General features: G+C 46.8%; 21 protein-coding genes and 1 tRNA gene. 17 read left to right on the forward strand and 5 right to left on the reverse strand.

The features are described 5' to 3' along the window. Positions 1–762: 762 nt before the first annotated feature. The 5 genes from LBQ00_03260 to LBQ00_03280 are packed head-to-tail and all read left to right on the forward strand — an operon-like array spanning position 763 to position 4432. Positions 763–1212 carry a cytochrome c family protein gene (locus LBQ00_03260; GenBank protein ID MDR2017884.1) on the forward strand — a complete coding sequence of 150 codons (450 nt, stop codon included), beginning with the start codon at positions 763–765 and terminating at the stop codon, positions 1210–1212. Beyond that, the gene (locus LBQ00_03265; GenBank protein MDR2017885.1) at positions 1193–2512 is read left to right on the forward strand and encodes a cytochrome c biogenesis protein ResB; all 1320 of its coding nucleotides are present in this window, start codon (positions 1193–1195) and stop codon (positions 2510–2512) included. Before LBQ00_03260 ends, LBQ00_03265 begins: the two co-directional genes overlap by 20 nt. Beyond that, positions 2502–3311 (forward strand): cytochrome c biogenesis protein, encoded by an 810-nt coding sequence (locus tag LBQ00_03270; protein ID MDR2017886.1) that lies wholly within the window; start codon positions 2502–2504, stop codon positions 3309–3311. Before LBQ00_03265 ends, LBQ00_03270 begins: the two co-directional genes overlap by 11 nt. After that, complete coding sequence (locus LBQ00_03275) at positions 3308–4141, forward strand: phosphoribosylformylglycinamidine synthase subunit PurQ (GenBank protein ID MDR2017887.1); 834 nt, start codon at positions 3308–3310, stop codon at positions 4139–4141. Before LBQ00_03270 ends, LBQ00_03275 begins: the two co-directional genes overlap by 4 nt. A gap of 12 nt (positions 4142–4153) precedes the next feature. Beyond that, positions 4154–4432 (forward strand): integration host factor subunit beta, encoded by a 279-nt coding sequence (locus tag LBQ00_03280; protein ID MDR2017888.1) that lies wholly within the window; start codon positions 4154–4156, stop codon positions 4430–4432. An 85-nt stretch (positions 4433–4517) separates the two neighbouring features. On the opposite strand, the gene LBQ00_03285 is transcribed toward LBQ00_03280, so the two are convergent. Then, positions 4518–4865, reverse strand: coding sequence for a hypothetical protein (locus LBQ00_03285; protein ID MDR2017889.1), 348 nt, complete (start codon positions 4863–4865; stop codon positions 4518–4520). Next, positions 4805–4981, reverse strand: a complete 177-nt coding sequence (locus tag LBQ00_03290) for a hypothetical protein (protein ID MDR2017890.1) — start codon at positions 4979–4981, stop codon at positions 4805–4807. The genes LBQ00_03285 and LBQ00_03290 overlap by 61 nt, the downstream gene beginning before the upstream one ends. Between LBQ00_03290 and LBQ00_03295 the strand changes: the two genes are divergently transcribed. The 3 genes from LBQ00_03295 to LBQ00_03305 all read left to right on the forward strand — a co-directional run bounded on the left by LBQ00_03295 (position 4898) and on the right by LBQ00_03305 (position 6891). Beyond that, entirely contained in the window at positions 4898–5092 is a 195-nt protein-coding gene (locus LBQ00_03295) for a hypothetical protein (protein ID MDR2017891.1), read from the forward strand. The genes LBQ00_03290 and LBQ00_03295 overlap by 84 nt on opposite strands. A gap of 437 nt (positions 5093–5529) precedes the next feature. Continuing rightward, a tRNA-Asn gene (locus tag LBQ00_03300) sits at positions 5530–5603 on the forward strand. Positions 5604–6381: 778 nt separating this feature from the next. Next, on the forward strand, positions 6382–6891 hold the full coding sequence (locus tag LBQ00_03305; protein ID MDR2017892.1) for a hypothetical protein: 510 nt from the start codon (positions 6382–6384) through the stop codon (positions 6889–6891). 33 nt (positions 6892–6924) lie between these two features. Here LBQ00_03305 and hemW read toward each other — a convergent pair whose 3' ends face one another. The 3 genes from hemW to LBQ00_03320 all read right to left on the reverse strand — a co-directional run bounded on the left by hemW (position 6925) and on the right by LBQ00_03320 (position 10813). Beyond that, the gene (gene hemW, locus LBQ00_03310; protein MDR2017893.1) at positions 6925–8097 is read right to left on the reverse strand and encodes a radical SAM family heme chaperone HemW; all 1173 of its coding nucleotides are present in this window, start codon (positions 8095–8097) and stop codon (positions 6925–6927) included. After that, entirely contained in the window at positions 8087–9883 is a 1797-nt protein-coding gene (lepA, locus tag LBQ00_03315) for a translation elongation factor 4 (protein MDR2017894.1), read from the reverse strand. Before lepA ends, hemW begins: the two co-directional genes overlap by 11 nt. A 141-nt stretch (positions 9884–10024) precedes the next feature. Further along, the gene (locus LBQ00_03320) at positions 10025–10813 is read right to left on the reverse strand and encodes a lysophospholipase (protein MDR2017895.1); all 789 of its coding nucleotides are present in this window, start codon (positions 10811–10813) and stop codon (positions 10025–10027) included. 214 nt (positions 10814–11027) lie between these two features. Between LBQ00_03320 and LBQ00_03325 the strand changes: the two genes are divergently transcribed. From LBQ00_03325 to LBQ00_03365, 9 genes are all read left to right on the forward strand, one after another. Beyond that, positions 11028–11174 carry a hypothetical protein gene (locus LBQ00_03325; protein MDR2017896.1) on the forward strand — a complete coding sequence of 49 codons (147 nt, stop codon included), beginning with the start codon at positions 11028–11030 and terminating at the stop codon, positions 11172–11174. An 8-nt stretch (positions 11175–11182) separates the two neighbouring features. Beyond that, positions 11183–11593 (forward strand): hypothetical protein, encoded by a 411-nt coding sequence (locus LBQ00_03330; protein ID MDR2017897.1) that lies wholly within the window; start codon positions 11183–11185, stop codon positions 11591–11593. Further along, positions 11586–12020 carry a hypothetical protein gene (locus tag LBQ00_03335; protein MDR2017898.1) on the forward strand — a complete coding sequence of 145 codons (435 nt, stop codon included), beginning with the start codon at positions 11586–11588 and terminating at the stop codon, positions 12018–12020. The genes LBQ00_03330 and LBQ00_03335 overlap by 8 nt, the downstream gene beginning before the upstream one ends. A gap of 31 nt (positions 12021–12051) precedes the next feature. Continuing rightward, positions 12052–12318, forward strand: a complete 267-nt coding sequence (locus tag LBQ00_03340; GenBank protein MDR2017899.1) for a hypothetical protein — start codon at positions 12052–12054, stop codon at positions 12316–12318. 8 nt (positions 12319–12326) lie between these two features. Further along, complete coding sequence (locus LBQ00_03345) at positions 12327–12467, forward strand: hypothetical protein (GenBank protein ID MDR2017900.1); 141 nt, start codon at positions 12327–12329, stop codon at positions 12465–12467. 104 nt (positions 12468–12571) lie between these two features. Then, positions 12572–14533 carry a CoB--CoM heterodisulfide reductase iron-sulfur subunit A family protein gene (locus tag LBQ00_03350; protein ID MDR2017901.1) on the forward strand — a complete coding sequence of 654 codons (1962 nt, stop codon included), beginning with the start codon at positions 12572–12574 and terminating at the stop codon, positions 14531–14533. After that, positions 14521–14958 carry a hydrogenase iron-sulfur subunit gene (locus tag LBQ00_03355; protein MDR2017902.1) on the forward strand — a complete coding sequence of 146 codons (438 nt, stop codon included), beginning with the start codon at positions 14521–14523 and terminating at the stop codon, positions 14956–14958. Before LBQ00_03350 ends, LBQ00_03355 begins: the two co-directional genes overlap by 13 nt. Next, entirely contained in the window at positions 14948–15901 is a 954-nt protein-coding gene (locus LBQ00_03360) for a 4Fe-4S dicluster domain-containing protein (GenBank protein MDR2017903.1), read from the forward strand. The genes LBQ00_03355 and LBQ00_03360 overlap by 11 nt, the downstream gene beginning before the upstream one ends. Further along, positions 15901–16980 carry a 4Fe-4S dicluster domain-containing protein gene (locus LBQ00_03365; GenBank protein MDR2017904.1) on the forward strand — a complete coding sequence of 360 codons (1080 nt, stop codon included), beginning with the start codon at positions 15901–15903 and terminating at the stop codon, positions 16978–16980. The genes LBQ00_03360 and LBQ00_03365 overlap by 1 nt, the downstream gene beginning before the upstream one ends.

The raw sequence follows: 16980 nt of genomic DNA on the forward strand, positions 1-16980 counted from the left end.
ACTAAACTTGATTGAACGTTTCTGGGGCTGGCTCAAATCTCGGCTGCGTAGTATCTTGCATCTATTCGATTCATTTGACGATGCCCTTGCAGACTGTTTTAAAGTAGGGTGAGTATAACTGGTGGAAAATTGACAATTACAACAAACATGATAATACCTCTTTATTCACATGGACCACAATGTCTGACTCCAACCCCTTTAGGGCACCTAGGCTTCGGAACTGTCCCACTGATACCTTTCTCATCGTCTCCTGCCATATATACAATCTGGCGCAATTTCTATTCGTCTAAATATGGAAACAAAACTCCATTATACAGGTATATCGATAAAACAGACGAAAGATGGCTGCGACACATCACAACTACCGTGAGTCATACTCTCATCATTTATACGCCGAACCAGTTCCCCCCCCCTCCTGTTGGCTCTGCAGATAGAGATTATAGAGCCAGTAGTAACGTCATATTCTATCACTAGTGATGGGTAAGTCTATATACGTTTCATAAGGGATCTCTCAAGAAAAGATGCAGCCCTTACCCATAAAGACTTAGCGAAACATACAGCATCCTCAAAGAACCCATCAATTCTTAAAGTCTCTCCAAGAGAGGTTTGAGATAGAAGCTGAAAAAAGAAAGATTGCCTTTCCATTCGCCTGATATCCATATAAGACCTCACTTGCTCGCCGTGAAAGCTAATAATACATCATAATAGATAAAATAGAATAAAAAATTAATAATTAATATAAATATGAGTAATATTAGATAAATGATGAAAATAAAGGTAAAAAATAAAAAACTTGACATTAAAATGATATCAGAGCTAATGTTTAAAAATCGTCTTTTTAATTATGCCATGCAAAAGATATCTCTTTCGTCTATCATTTTGGTTTTTGCATCTGTTTTTGCCACCACCTTTTGCGACGTAAGTTGGGCGCAGGAAAAGACACCCACCAAAACAATGTCCATCAAAGCGGAGGGAGCTAAAATGGCGGCCGTTCCATTCTCCCACCAGACTCATGCGGACAAGGACAGGATCACCTGCAACATCTGCCACCACAAGGCAAAGGAAGGCAAACAATACAAGAAGTGTGTGGACTGCCATTCCCTGAAAGACACGAATAACGACGCTCCAGCCGCAAAAGATGCATTCCATAAGCAATGCCAAAACTGTCATAAAGAAATCATGAAGAAATGCAATGAATGCCACAAAAAATAAAAAGAATATGACCGGCCCGGTTCCTTTTCACGGCGTAACGGGCAAGATATACGGTTTTTTAGCTTCTCTTAAGTTCACCATACTTCTCTTCTCGCTGATCGCGACCGGTTCTGTTTTTGGAACTGCGATCAGACAGAGAGTCTCGCTGGAGGAGTATCTCTCTGCATACTCGGAACACACGGTAAGATTGATAAAATTTTTCGGCCTTGACGACGTGTACCACTCCACATGGTTTTACAGTCTTTTGGTCCTCTTTCTTATTAATCTCATTCTTTGCACCGTGCAGCGCCTCTCTAGGTTTATGAAGATCATGCGCTCCGAATTGGTACTGCCTGACGAAAAGAGCCTCTCGGCTATGGAATTGTCGTTCGTCATAGAGACGGAAAGAAGCCGGGATATGGAGCAGTGGATCGACAAATCATACCGGCGCGTTATGTCTAGCGCAAAGGAAATGGTTTATGAAAAGGGGATTCTGTCCCGCTACGGGGTCTTTACCATCCATTTAAGTATCGTCTTCATTCTTCTAGGAGGATTTGCAGATACCATGCTCGGCTACAAGGGCTACATGGTGCTCACTAAAGGCGAAGCGAAAGACCGGATCGTCACAAGGGGCGAAAATACCGTGGAACGTACCTTCAATTTTACCCTGAAATGCAAAAACTTTAAAGTTGCCTTCTATCCAGGCGGAGAGCCAAAAGACTATGTGAGTACCGTCGAGGTGATTGAGAACGGGAAGATTGTAATGGAAAAAGATGTCCGGGTCAACGATCCTCTGAACTACAAAGGGATCCGTGTGTATCAGTCGAGCTATGGACGGGCGCCTTCATTCCTCTTTAATATTAGTGGAGAAAATGTTATTTTAAAGGAGCGTGAAACCTTCAGTAAAGACCAGTTATTCCTCATGGTGGTCAGATTCGAGAGCCAAATCCATGGTCTTGGGCCGGGAGTTCTTATCGGGTATCTCGACAAAGGGGAACCCAAGACTGCGTGGTTTTTCAAGAATGCGGGGAGAATGCAGGAAAGAAATCTTAACGGTGTCGATATAAGACTGGAGAATATTGCAGAAGAGTTTTATACAGGACTTGAAGTGTCGAAAGACCCAGGGGTATGGATCGTATGGACCGGATTTGTCCTCATGCTCTTCGGCCTTTATGTAAATTTCTTTACTTATTACAGACAGATATTCATGAGAAGAAGAGCAACGGATATAATTGTGGCAGGGTTTGCGCCCAAAGGCAAAGAGGCATTCAGGGAAGAGTTTGCTCGTCTGAAAGCGATGGCGGACGGCAGTGAATCATAAAATACTGGGGCTAGTAACTCTTCTCTATCTTCTCATTTGTGTGATCCATCTCCTCTACTTTGCCGTAAAAAAAGAGAAAATCATGGCCGTCGTGTGGCTGACCATCTACATCACCTTCGGTCTTCACACTCTCGGGCTTATATCCCGCTGGATGGAATCCTATAATGCGGGAATAGGTCATGTGCCTCTCTCGAATTTTTACGAATCCCTCATTTTCTTTGCATGGTGCGTCTCCTTCGTCCTCATAATAATGAAAAAACGGCTTCCCTACCCGGTGATCACGGGGTTGACGTCCCTTATGTCCCTATTCTTAATGGGTTATGCGTCCCTCTCCCCCACAGTACAGAGGACTATTCAACCTCTCGTGCCTGCTCTGCAGAGTAACTGGCTCCACATCCATGTGATTACGTGTTTTCTCGCTTATGCGGCGTTTTCAGTCTCTTTCATAGCAAGTCTCCTCTATCTCGCAAAATGGAAAAGTATAGTCCCCCCAAGAGAAATCCTGGATGAAATTAACTACAGAAGTATTATTGTTGGATTTCCAATGCTAAGTGCTGGTATACTAACTGGTGCCGTGTGGGCCCATTACGCTTGGGGCGCTTATTGGAGTTGGGACCCGAAGGAAACATGGTCCTTGATTACGTGGATAATATATGCCATATATCTGCATGTACGGCTCGTAAGAGGGTGGAAAGGCAAAAAAATTGCTTTGGTATCGATTATCGGTTTTTTGAGTGTCATTTTTACCTATTTTGGAGTAAATTTTATACTGTCAGGATTACATAGTTACGCAACATGATAAAAATAAGGAAACCGCAAAAACCTAAAAGCTTAGTTCTGTTCGGAAACGGCATTAACTGCGAATACGAGACAGCATACACCCATAGACTTGTGGGGTTCAAGCCTGATTTCCTCCACATTAACGACCTTATGGGTAACCCCCGCATCATACATAGCTATTCGTTTATCAATCTACCCGGGGGATTTCTTGACGGAGACGATCTTGGGGCTGCCAAGGCACAGGCTGTAAGATGGAAGTATCAGGTAATCGGCGATACCGGAAAAAGATTTATTGATGAAGTGGTAAAATTCGTGGGCGATGGCAAGATTGTGTTAGGTATCTGCAACGGGTTTCAGCTTCTGATAAAAACAGGTTTGCTTCCAGGCTTCAGCAGTACTGATGAAACTCAACCAGCAACGCTCACCTTCAACGATTCAGGAAAGTTTGAAGACAGGTGGGTGAACCTCAAAGTCAACCCCCTTTCCAATTGCATTTTCACAAGGAACATGGAGACCGTGTATCTCCCAGTGAGACACGGAGAGGGCAAATTCGTCACGGATAGTGCCGACAACCTCGCAAAGGCGCAGAAGGGAGGCCATGTGGCTCTGCAGTACATTGACGAAAGTGGATGTATTACCATGGCCTACCCCCATAACCCAAACGGTTCCGTTGAAGCCATTGCCGGTATTTGTGACACGACAGGAAGGATATTCGGACTCATGCCCCATCCGGAAGCCTACGTCACCTATACGCAACATCCTAGATGGACACGGGAGAAACTAGAGAAAGAAGGAGACGGTCTGAAAGTATTCAGAAATGCGTTCAACTATACAATGGAAAATAGATAGGAGGTACCTACAATGAATAAAACGGATATAATCAATAAAATAGCCGAAGAATTGAAGCTCAATCAGAAGATAGCGAAAATTGCGGTGGATAATATTCTGAACACGATAAAAGATGCAATTATAGACGGCAAAAGAGTCGAAATAAGAGGATTTGGAAACTTTTCCCTGAGACAATACAAGGCGTACAAAGGACGCAACCCCAAGAGCGGGGACGTGGTGAATGTGGAACCGAAAAAACTTCCCTATTTCAAAGTAGGGAAGGAGTTGAAAGACATGATCTGGAAAAAGTAGAGTCTAAAACTCTCCCCAAACGGATTTTATCGCAGCTTTCACTTTATCGACAACTTCCATGGTATCTTGTGACTGGTTTATCGCTTTACGCAGGTTCCGAGGGAGTTTTCTTTTCAGTTCTAGGATTGGGGCGGTAAGCCCTTGTAATGCACCCTATTACGTAATATCCTCTATCAAGAGCGAAGGCCATTTTGCCTCCGCAATCTCTGTCGGCAATGTCGAGAAGTATCCGCGTCATAAAGACAAACCAGGTCTCCATGACCGCCATGCCCCAAGGGCCGTTGCAGTAGTATCGAATTGAGCCAAACCCAATCGGTCCAACGCAAGATGCGTAAATTCCTGAATACATATCCATGCTCATTATCGCCCATATCATAGAGAGCAGCACATTGCCCGTATAATCTCTCCCCTCTCCTTCCATGCCTTCCCCCATGCTCCCGCTGCCAGGATAACAAGAATGCTGGCGTGTTGAAAAATAGAAGACTCCTGGTTGCCGTAAAAATTGTGTTGTGTCCCGTTTCCAGGATGGAGATCAAAATCGACGATCAATGTCCGTCTGAAATCATATTTCTTCAAAGGCACCACGTACCGACGGCAATATTGCTGGAGATGCAGAACCCCATGGCATCATACGGAGTGCTCATGAGCCATGGGGACTAGAAGGCCCTACCAGCGCAAAACCCGAATTCATCGCGCCGCACTTGATCGTATCCACAGGCTCTAAGGCTTCACCATACGGTTGCGTAAGCACCCATCGCACGGCTCAAATAAATGTCATGCTTTACAATACTCGCCGCTATAGATCGTTCTTATCTTAAAGGGATCATATTGCCCGTGCAAAAAAAATCAAGCCGCAAAAAGTCACGTGTCCGGACAGGTTTTGTCGCGACCTGAGATGAAAATAGCATGTGGTCGTTGCCCGCTGACAATTGGTCGACACCCGGGCGCCACAAACCTTCCCATTACAGGCAAAGATTATGGAAACGAGCAACACAACTTAAACCTGCATCGGACCTGCCTCAATAGTTCCTTAAGCCAAGCCGTTTTTCTTGACATTGGGACAATTTTATTGTTTACTCTTTACCGTTACTTTTCATTCCCCGGTAGCTCAATCGGCAGTAGCGGCTGGCTGTTAACCAGTAGGTTGCAGGTTCAAGTCCTGCCCGGGGAGCTTTATAAAATATAATAATTTAAGGGGGGTTCAAGTTTTTTGACCCCTGTTTTTCTATTACCAGTTTGCCACAAAACGCCACTAATCCGACAACATGCCTTGGTCCACTTTCTTGAGTCACCACGTTTGCTCTTCCTCCCGGCGACAGGTGTCTCCTGAAATCTTTCAATGCGTTGAATAGGGGATTGCCGATCCCCCCAGCCACAGATTTGGTAAACATCATACCTCAGTTAGCGGACGTAATCCTCCTTGACCGGGTAAAGTCCTTGTCTGAAGTAAATTGCACAAAACATGATAAACAAATTACATTTGGATGTTGGAATTGTTTTCGAAGATTTTAGGCGTTTTTACCAGAAACTCTTCTCGCCAACGATAGCACTCAGATTGAGTGATTTGGTGTTCGTTGCAGATATCGGCTACCAGCCGACCTTTCAAATCCCTGCAACACTACAAGCGCCTTGGTCTTGAAATCCCATTTCCTTCGTTTCATGGCTCGTTATCTCTGAGTCATTTTACTCCCTTAAGTAGGGTTCTGTCTTATAATGGGGTGCAGTATAGAGACCCCCTCACACACCTCCCCCAACAGAGAGGTGTATTGTCGTAATAGGCGAAACGGGGGAGAAATGATCCCTCCATAATCTGATGTAAGAGAGATGCCGGGATAGGCAGTCAGGAGAGAGAGGGGGGATGGAGAGAACCAAGTTGAAATTTCCTTATAAGCCATGATAGGCTTCACCCGTCTGTACTCAAGAATTTTCAGATATCTAAGGAGGTTGGAATGGGACTCAGATATGAAGAAGTGACGGATGATGTTCTCGAGTTGTTGCATGATGTTCGCGCCCAGTACTTTCCGGAATTAAAGAATGCCAAGATCAAGGTCTTATTTGATGTAAAAAAGAGGTCCTCTGGGGGGAGGATTACACTCGGCAGAATCATGAAGACGAACGATCTTTTGAGGCACCTTACGATAGATCGGGTCGATCCCATTGAAGGTTATGACTACATCGTCTGTTTGGATAAAACCTGTTGGGAAGCCATAGAAAAGGAAGACAGGGAAAGGATCGTCAGACACGAGCTGAGGCATGCCTATTTTGACATAGACTCGGAAGAGAATCCCTACAAACTCGTCGATCATTCTATACTTGATTTTTATGAGGAGTTGGAGGCAAACAGGGAAGATCCGAGATGGAGGGAGAGGGTAGGGACCCTGACCGAAGATATCTACCAGCAGAGAAAAGAAGAGATCAACGAGGCGAGAGCCAAGAAGATGAAAAAGAAAGCATTCTGACTTCGCACGGAGTTCCTTGCGAGAGACAGTCTCTCAGACGGCAAACATAAGAGGGATACGGTCGGCCACAAGAAAACCCTTTTCGGTCGGGGTGATTTGCCCGTTCCGAATCATAATAAGCCGAGCCTTGATAAGCTCCTCAAGTACTCTTGATACCCGGTCCTCTGGGCCAGGCAGATCAAGGACTGCAAGGCCCTGTGCCGTTCTGAAGCCAAAATAGAGGCTCTCCAATTTCATCTGGTCCTCGGTGAGAATCTCAAACCCCTCGATAGGTGCGACTCCGTCATGGAGGGCGGCGCAGTAACGGTCGACAGACCGATAGTTCCACCAACGTTTCCCGTTGAGGAATGAGTGAGCCGCAGGTCCTATGCCAAGGTACGGCGCGTGGGTCCAATACTTGGTATTGTGATGAGAGATGCAGCCCTGCCCCTTCGCGAAGTTTGATATCTCGTAATGGATAAATCCGTGGTCCGAGAGAAATAAGGATGTATCGAAAAAAAATTTTCTCTGCACCCCTTCCTTTGGTATCGTGAGGGCACCCTTTGCTTTCAGCAAACCGAAGGGCGTTCCACTTTCGATGGTCAACTGGTAACAGGAAAGGTGAGAAGGATCGTACTTAACGGCCTGTACGAGCGTGCTCAACCACTTTTCTCTCGTTTGCCCCTTGAGGCCGTACATGAGGTCAATTCCAAAATTGGCGAAACCGCATGACCGTACCATTTCGATGGCCCTCTTGGCCCAAGTGGCGGTATGTCTCCTTCTCAAGAACTTAAGTTCTCTGTCGTCGAAAGACTGGACGCCGAGACTGAGCCTGTTTACACCCATTGACCGGTAATGGGAGAGTTTTTCTCTGGTTATGTCGTCTGGATTTGCCTCAAGAGTAACTTCCTCGTCTGGATTTCCGGGCCAGTGACTGCGGAGGATCTTCATCAGGCGTTCGAAGGTCGGCGCGTCAAGTAGTGAAGGGGTTCCTCCTCCGAGATAAATAGAATCGAAATGAGGGAAGAGCTCTCTATATATCCCGATCTCTGTCTTTAGGGCGCCGAGCCACCGGTCTACCGAGTCCGTGTCGGTGACGGAGTAAAAATCGCAATATGGACATTTTGTTTTGCAGAAAGGAATGTGGACATAGAGTCCTGGCAGTTGGGATTCAGGGCTCGGAATAAGTGATTCTGGCGTGAGGATAGGCCAGGTATTATTCATCATCTGTCTTGAGGGCTGCCATGAAAGCGCTTTGCGGTATCTCTACATTTCCTACCATGCTCATCCTCTTTTTCCCTTTCTTCTGCTTCTCGAGGAGCTTGCGTTTCCTCGTGATATCGCCGCCGTAACATTTTGCCGTGACATCTTTCCTGTACGGTGAAACGGTTGAACGGGAGATAATCTTTCCGCCGATAGCGCCCTGGATCGCAATCTTAAAAAGCTGTCTTGGAATCTCATCTCTCAGCCGGTCACAGACTCTGACTGCCCGCTCGCGGGCCCTCTCCTTATGTATGATCATAGAAAGGGCATCGACTTTCTCCCCATTTACCAGGATATCTAGTTTTATCAGGTCACTCTCTCTGTAATCGATGATCTCGTAATCAAAGGAACCGTAACCTTGGGTAATGCTCTTGAGTTTGTCGTAGAAATCGAAGACCACTTCGGCAAGGGGCATGTCAAATGTGATCTCTATTCTGCCGGGACTCGGGTATGCGAGGCGTGAGTTCACCCCTCGTCGCTCCAGACATAATTTCATTACAGCCCCCACATATCTCTCTGGTACGAGAATACTTGCCCTGATGTAAGGCTCCTCGCCTCTCTCTATTTTTATAGGATCGGGATAGTATTGGGGGTTGTCGATGGTGAACTCCATGCCGTCCTCAAGAAAAAACCGGTACTGCACGCTGGGAGAGGTGAGAATAATTGACTGATCAAATTCCCGTTCGAGTCTTTCCTGGACGATCTCAAGATGGAGGAGGCCTAGAAATCCACACCGGAATCCCTGCCCGAGGGCGGCGGATGAGTCCTTCTGGTAAACCAATGCTGCGTCATTCAACTTGTATTTCTCAAGGGCTTCAGCCAGAGAAAGATAGTCATCCGACGCAATGGGATAAATAGAGGAAAAAACAACGGGTTTTACTTCCTTGAACCCAGGCAGGGGTTTGGCCGCAGGATACTCGTCAAGAGTGATCGTATCACCTACTCTTGTGTCGCTTACCGTCTTTATTCCTGCGATTATATACCCCACCGAGCCAGCCGAGAGTTCTTTCCTGGATTCCATCTTCAGGCGGAAAATACCGGTCTCCTCCACCTTGTATGTTGCTTTGTTTGACATGAGACGAATGATATGGCCGGGGCGGATACTCCCGTCAAAGACTCGGCAACTTACGATAGTGCCCCGGAAAGGGTCATAGTGAGCGTCGAAAATAAGGGAGGACAGAGGTTCGCCGTTGCTCCCGGTGGGTGGCGGTATCCTGATCACAATGGCCTCAAGGATATCCTCTATGCCGGTACCTTCTTTTGCGGAGCAGAGAACGACAGAGTCAGGGTCAAGACCGAGCTCCTGATCTATTTCTTCCTTCACGCGGTCTATATCGGCGGATGGTAAGTCTATCTTATTTATAACGGGAATAATTACGAGATTGTGTTCCATGGCGGCGTAAAGATTGGCAAGGGTCTGGGCCTCGACTCCCTGAGATGCGTCGATCAGGAGAAGCACTCCCTCGCAGGATGCAAGAGCTCTCGACACTTCGTATGAAAAATCGACATGGCCTGGCGTGTCGATCAGGTTCAGCTCAAACTCTTCTCCCGCGCGGCTGGTGTAGGGGATATTAATCGTCTGACTCTTTATGGTGATCCCCCTCTCTCGTTCGATGTCCATTGTGTCGAGTATCTGATCGCGGAACTGCCGGTCGTCTACAAGGTGTGCATACTGTATCAGTCGATCGGCCAGTGTCGATTTCCCATGGTCAATATGAGCTATGATGCTGAAATTTCTTATCTGTTTCATGATGGTTTGCCTTTGTTAATTTGAATTACGGTCTTCAGATAATTCCCCGGATATATCGCCTCCGTGGCTGACCCTTAGTTGCCGGTAGATGTCCACACGGCTTCGTTTTACCAGAGAGAGCCAGACGGGGGTGGGGGACGCTTATTCAGCCCCTGTGTCCGTCCGATCCATGAAGATCCGGATAGCTTTAAAGTATTCGTGTAGACCCACGAACATCACGTCATTGTGATCCGCCGCAGGGATCATAAGAAGTTGTTTGTCTTCTGATTTTATATTGTTATACAAGTCCTCCGCTTCAGCGAAAGGGACTAGATTGTCATGTTCCCCGTGGACGATAAGGACGGGCAGGGTAATCATGCGGACCATGGCAATACACTCGTCTTCAATTCCCGGGAGTTTGGGCCCGTCAGTCGTTAAATCCAGATGATCAAGTATTCGCGTGATGCTCAGGAACCCGCTTTCAATTATTATTCCTGGCAGGTTGTATTGATAGTGGTATGCAAGTTCCAGTGCTGACAGACTGCCAAGAGACCTGCCCATAACCCACAACTTATCCTTAAGGCCTCTGGCTGCCAGTTCCTTTTTTACTGCCTCAAGCACCTTATGAGCATCGCCGAGCATGTCTGTGATGGTTGGCGTCCCTCCGCTTTTTCCATATCCACGGTAATCTACCACAACTAAGTTGATGTTCTTCTTGAAATAGAACGGCGATATCTCGTCATAATCGCTGATTACCTCACCGTTCCCATGGAAGAAGAGTATCCATGGCCATTCGGGATTGCCTCTGTAAAAACGGCAGGAGATGGAAATGTCTTTGTCCACGGGTACCGGCAGATCAAAGGCAAAAGCCGGGCACGGACTGTATGTATCACGGGGATAAAAAATATATTCCAATGCCGAAGAGTTGTCGAGGAGCGTGTAGTCAGGCATCTTCTCTCCTAATCACGTAATGAGTAAAAAAACAATAATATTATCTCATATCATAATGTCTTATGCAAGGAGGCTTTGCCCTCCCTGAAGTGGTGACTCAGTGGTTTTTTAGAAAATTTGGTTGTGAATAATATCCTAATATGATTGACAATAACATTAAGGCTATGATAACAGTATACGCCCAATACATTAAGAATAAAATAAGGCGGATTCGATGGATGGGTTAAATCTCTCAACAAGCATTGACTGGAGTTTTATTGAGGATGTGGGTCCGATAGCGGGCAGGAACCTTCTCTGTGCTATCAATGCGGCAACTGCACTGCTGGCTGTCCTTATATCCGGTATTTTGATTACCCAGTGAGTTAGATCATGGGGTTTCTTCGGACCTGGCAGAAAGGAATAGTCCTTACCTCAAAAGCAATCTGGTTATGCGCCATACGTGAGACATGCACGACAAGATGCCCTTGCAAGATCGATGTAGCGAACGCAATAGATGCGTTGCGCATCATAGCTCGTCGTGAGAACAAGGTATCCGAGAAAGATATAAAGCTTTTTTATGATACCGTACTTGCTTTGATGAAACAGTATGGAAGATTGTTCGAGATGGGCACGCTTATGGCGTGCAATATTAATCAAGGACATTTCCTTGCTGACGCAGAACTGAGCCCCAAAGCGATGGAGAAAGGAAAAATCGGTTTCTTCCCCAAGAACATTAATGGAATAAGTCGGGTAGCGAAAATTTTCACGAGATTTCAGGATAAGGCAAAAAAACGTGATTGAGACAGGGTATGCGTATTACTCGGGATGTTCGTTGGAGGGCGCGGCGGTTGAATACAATATGTCGATGCGGAAGGTGTTTGATACTCTCGGCATAGACATAAAGGAGTCCGAAGATTGGAGTTGCTGCGGGTCTGCTCCGACCCATACGGTGGATCACATTTTTGCGGTTGCTCTTGCGGCACGTAATCTTTCCATCATTAAGAAAATGGGAACCAGGACCGTTATCGTCCCATATCCTTTTTGTCTTTCTGTGTTCAAGAGAGCTCATGTCGGAATGGATGGTGACGAATCCTTCAAGAATGAAGTAAATGAGCTTCTTGATAAACCTTACAATGGCGGAGTGAGCCCTAAGTCAACGTTGCAGGTAATGTACGAAGATATCGGTCTTGAGGCCATAGCCGCGAAAGTTATCCCATGTGTTGCCTGACTTGGTGGTTGCCCCTTATTACGGATGCATTTTGACCCGACCTCCTGTTATTGCCCGGTTTGATGACCCGAATCCAGTTTCCATGGATAAAATACTGGAAGCAGTGGGTTTCATGGTGAGCAGTTTTACCTTTAAAGTAGAATGTTACGGCGCGGCATTCGGAGTACCGAAACGGGATATGGTCAACAGGTTTGCTTACAAAGCACCCAACATGGCCCTCGATTCAGAGAAACTGTATAGCAGCCGCCTGTCCGTCCGCTCTGCCAGCAAAATCTTAACCTGCGGCAGCGCCAGGTAAATAACATTATGGGCACGGGCTTCAATATGTCGGTTCTTTATTTTTCACAGATCGTGAAACTGACCTTTGGTCTTTCTTTCAAGGAATTGGGCCTTGACAAACTGATCGTAAACTCTAACGGCCTGATCCAGTCACGGATCACTGTTTGAGGAAACGGTAAAGCAGGTAGAGGCGGCATAAGGAATCGGAAAAGACAGAAAAGGCCGGGAAGGCCAAATCGAAGGAAAAAATAAAGGCGGAGGAGACCTGACAGATGCGGGTTGGAGCATTTATTTGTCATTGTGGAAGTAATATTGCTGGGACCATTGATGTGGCGAAGTTGACTCAGGAAACGAGAAAGCTGCCGGGTGTGGCGTTTGCCACAAATTATATGTACACTTGCTCCGAGTCCGGCCAGGAAGAGATAAAACAGGCAATTAAGAGGGAAAAACTTAACCGGATTGTGGTAGCGGCCTGCTCACCGAGGATGCACGAACTTACTTTCAGGCGCACCATTGAGAAAGCGGGACTTAACCGTTATTTCCTTGAGATGGCCAATATAAGGGAACATATCTCTTGGGTGGGCCTTGACAAAGAGGCCAATACCAATAAAGCGATGGAAACGGTCATGATGGCGGTCGCAAAGGTCATGCAGAACAAACCGCTTTTCTCGTCATCCTTCAAAGTGAATAAGAGGGTGTTGGTGATCGGCGGAGGTGTGGCGGGAATGCAGGCAGCGCTTGACTGTGCGGACGGTGGGCTTGATGTCATTCTTGTCGAGAAGAGTCCAAGCGTGGGCGGCATGATGGCCCGTCTCGACAAAACCTTTCCTACCATAGATTGTTCCATCTGTATCTTGGGACCGAAGATGGTTGATGTGGCCCAGCATGATAAGATAACCCTGCATGCCTATTCCGAGATTGATGAGATCAAGGGATATGTAGGGAATTACCAGATCAAAATCAAGAAAAAAGCAACCTACGTAGACTGGACAAAATGTACGGGTTGTGGTCTCTGCATGGAAAAATGCCCCTCCAAGAATGCCTACGATCATTTTAACTTCGGAGTGGCACCAACGCGGGCCATAAATATTCCTTTTCCCCAGGCTATTCCAAAGAAGGCAAAAATTGACGCGCAATATTGCCGGCAATTCGTAAAGGGGAAATGCGGTATTTGTGCAAAGATATGCCCCACCGGTGCAATTAATTACGAGATGCAGGATGAGATAGTTGCGGAGGATGTTGGTGCCATCGTGGTCGCCTCCGGGTATGGCCTTATGGATATAGACAGGCTTCCCGAGTACGGTGGCGGCAGATATCCGGATGTTATTACAGGAATACAATATGAGAGGTTCCTCAATGCTTCCGGTCCTACGGAGGGCAATATCCTGAGACCTTCCGATAAGACCGAACCTAAAACGGTAGTATTCATTTCATGTGCCGGGTCCCGTGATAAGTCTTTCGGTATACCATACTGCTCTAATTTTTGTTGCATGTATATTGCCAAGCAGGCAATTCTTACAAAGGACCATATACCAGACTCTCAGTCTTTCGTCTTCTATATGGATATATGCTCTCCGGGTAAGGGTTACGATGAGTTTACTCGCAGGGCCCAGGAAGACTATGGGGCTAAATACATTAGAGGAAAAGTTTCCCGCATATACCTTAAGGGTAAGAAGATGGTCGTAGTGGGTACTGATACGCTTCTTGGTACCCAAGTGGAAGTTGAAGCGGACCTTGTAGTTCTCGCCAGCGCAGTAACGGCAGCCCCCGGTGCTGTAGGACTTGCCGAAAAACTGCACATCTCTTACGATGCCTTCGGATTTTATGTGGAGAGTCATCCCAAGCTGAGACCAGTTGAAACCAATACGTTGGGCGTCTACCTTGCCGGAGCGGCCCAGGGACCAAAAGACATCCCTTCGTCGGTAGGGCAGGGAAGTGCCGCCGCAAGCAAGGTTCTTGCTCTTTTCTCTAAAGACATGCTTGAATCGGATCCAGCGGTGGCCAAAGTTAACGAAAATACTTGCGTCGGATGCCTCAAGTGTATGAGGACCTGTCCTTTTCAAGCCATTAAGGAGAAAGAATTGAGGGGTGGAGAGGTCGTTGCGAGTGTTATTGAAACAGTCTGCGCCGGTTGCGGGGTCTGCACAGCGACCTGCCCATGCGGGGCCATACAGCTCTCACATTTTACGGATAATCAATTGTTGGCGGAGGTTAATGTAATATGTCAGAAATAGCCTTCAAAGAGCTTAGAATTGTTGGTTTTCTCTGTAACTGGTGCTCATATGGTGGAGCAGATACGGCAGGAGTCAGCCGCTTCAAGCAGCCTACGGATCTCAGGATCATCAGGGTTCCATGCTCGGGCCGGGTTGACCCTCTGTTTGTGGTAAAGTCGCTGCTCAACGGGGCGGATGGCGTACTTGTTTCCGGTTGCCATCCGCGAGATTGCCATTATACCGACGGCAACTTTTACGCAAGGCGCAGGCTTGAAATGCTGAAGCGGCTTCTACCTTTTCTTGGCATAGACGAGAAACGATTTCATTACACATGGATATCGGCTTCCGAAGGAGTTCGATGGCAGCAGACGGTGACAGATTTCACCAGAAATATCCACAAACTGGGTCCATTGCATTCTAAGGTGGAGGCACAAAATGGGTCCTGAGAAGCTGAAAGAAATTATTAATAAAATTATTAAGGATGTTGATGTGGTGGTTGGGTATAAGGAAGGGTTTGATAAACTTCATGCCACACCCTGTTTTATTACCAAACCCGAACAGACTGATCGGATAATTTTAAATGCCCTGTGTGCGCAGAATCTTGCAAATTATCTCCTATCACTGAAGAGCAGGAAAATTGCCATGGTGGTCAAGGGGTGTGACAGTCGCACGATAGTCCAGTATATGCAGGAAGGTTTGATTAACAGAGAAAAAGTGGTTGTTATCGGGGTGCCCTGTACCGGGGTTGTGAGCGTGAAGAGAGTTCTCAGCAACGTCAACAGCCAACCTATTTTGGATGTAAAGTTTTCAGGGGATGAGATAGCGGTTATAACGACAGCGGGGGAGCAGAAATTTTCCATAAGAGACGTGGCACCCGACAAATGCAGAACCTGCCTTTACCCTACTCCGGTTGTATATGACTACCTTATCGGGGAGGCAATCCAATCTGACAAAGCCCATGAGGGTGTCTATAAAGATGTGGAGGAATTAGCCGCCATATCTCTCGAAGAGAGAAAAGTTTACTGGGAAAAGGAGTTTGACCGTTGCATACGTTGCTATGCGTGCAGAAATGCCTGTCCCATGTGTGTATGTCAGGACAGTTGCATCGCTGAAAGCAGGGAACCTCACTGGATTAGCCAGAAATCCAACCTCACCGAAAAGTTCATGTTTCACATGATTCACACATTACACCTTGCGGGAAGGTGCGTGGAATGCGGAGAATGCGAACGGGTCTGTCCTATGGGGATACCGGTCAATATACTCAAGAAGAAGATTAATCGTGATATGAGAGAGCTTTTCAACTACGAACCGGGGGTAAAGCCGGATGAAAAGCCACCAATGTTTACTTTCAGCATTGAAGAAGAGAAGATAGAGGAGCATAAACTCTAATGGCTGACACAGGTTTTATCCCAAAAGAGAAGTGGGCGACATTCATAGAAGTTCTGAGTGCAAAGGAGCAGGTCCATGTACCCTGCCTTGAGGGTGACATGATTATTTTCAGGTCTTTCGAAAAAGGGAGGACGCTTTGTTTTGAGAGACCGGCGAATATGCCACCCAAAGCCGTGATCTTTCCGCAGAGCGATACGCTTTTTTCTTTCAAGTTCATAAAGGACCCAGAGAATCCTCAAAGGGTTGGTGTGGAACTGACGGAAAACAAGGATTTTCCCAAAACTATTCTGATTGGGGCCAGGCCCTGTGATGCGAAGGGTTTTACTATATATGACAGACCTTACACTGAGACGGACACCCCTGATCCTTATTATAAGGGCAGGCGAGAACAGACGACCATTCTGACCCTGGCGTGCCAGGACCCCTCGGCTGGTTGTTTTTGCACATCCGTCCATAGTGGCCCGGCTGATAAGGAAGGTTCCGACGCCCTCATCACCGAGGTAGAGAAGGGTTATTTTGTAGAAATCCTTAGCGAAAAAAGCAGTACACTTCTCAAGGAAGCTGGTGTGGAAGACGGTAGTGCCTACCAGGATGAAGCGCATAAGAATCAGGAAGCTGCCCGCAGTGCGGTAAAACAACCTTTTGCTGACAATTTGGCGCCTAAGGTTTCAAAAGAGCTTTACGGGAACGATGAGTTCTGGAAAGAAGAGCTCGCCAAATGCCTTAGCTGCGGCGTATGTACGTACCTTTGCCCTACCTGCTACTGTTTTAACATTACCGATGAGCGGGCTACGAATAGGGGAGAGCGGATCCGAAGCTGGGACAGTTGCATGTACCAGCATTTCACCTTGGATGGCAGCGGTCACAGCCCGAGATCGACGAAGTTTCTACGGTTCAAGAATAGGATAGGGCACAAATTTCTGTTCTACCCGGAGAAGTATAATAATGCTATTGCATGCTGTGGATGTGGCAGGTGTGTGAGATTCTGTCCCGTTTCCGTGGATATACGTGAAATAGTGTCAAAACTGCAGGAATCAGGCGTGAGCGCGGCTCAGCAGGGTGGGAACGATAAGAGTTGA

It is taken from the genome of Syntrophobacterales bacterium, assembly GCA_031274925.1.
In the GTDB taxonomy this organism is placed as follows: domain Bacteria; phylum Desulfobacterota; class Syntrophorhabdia; order Syntrophorhabdales; family Syntrophorhabdaceae; genus PNOM01.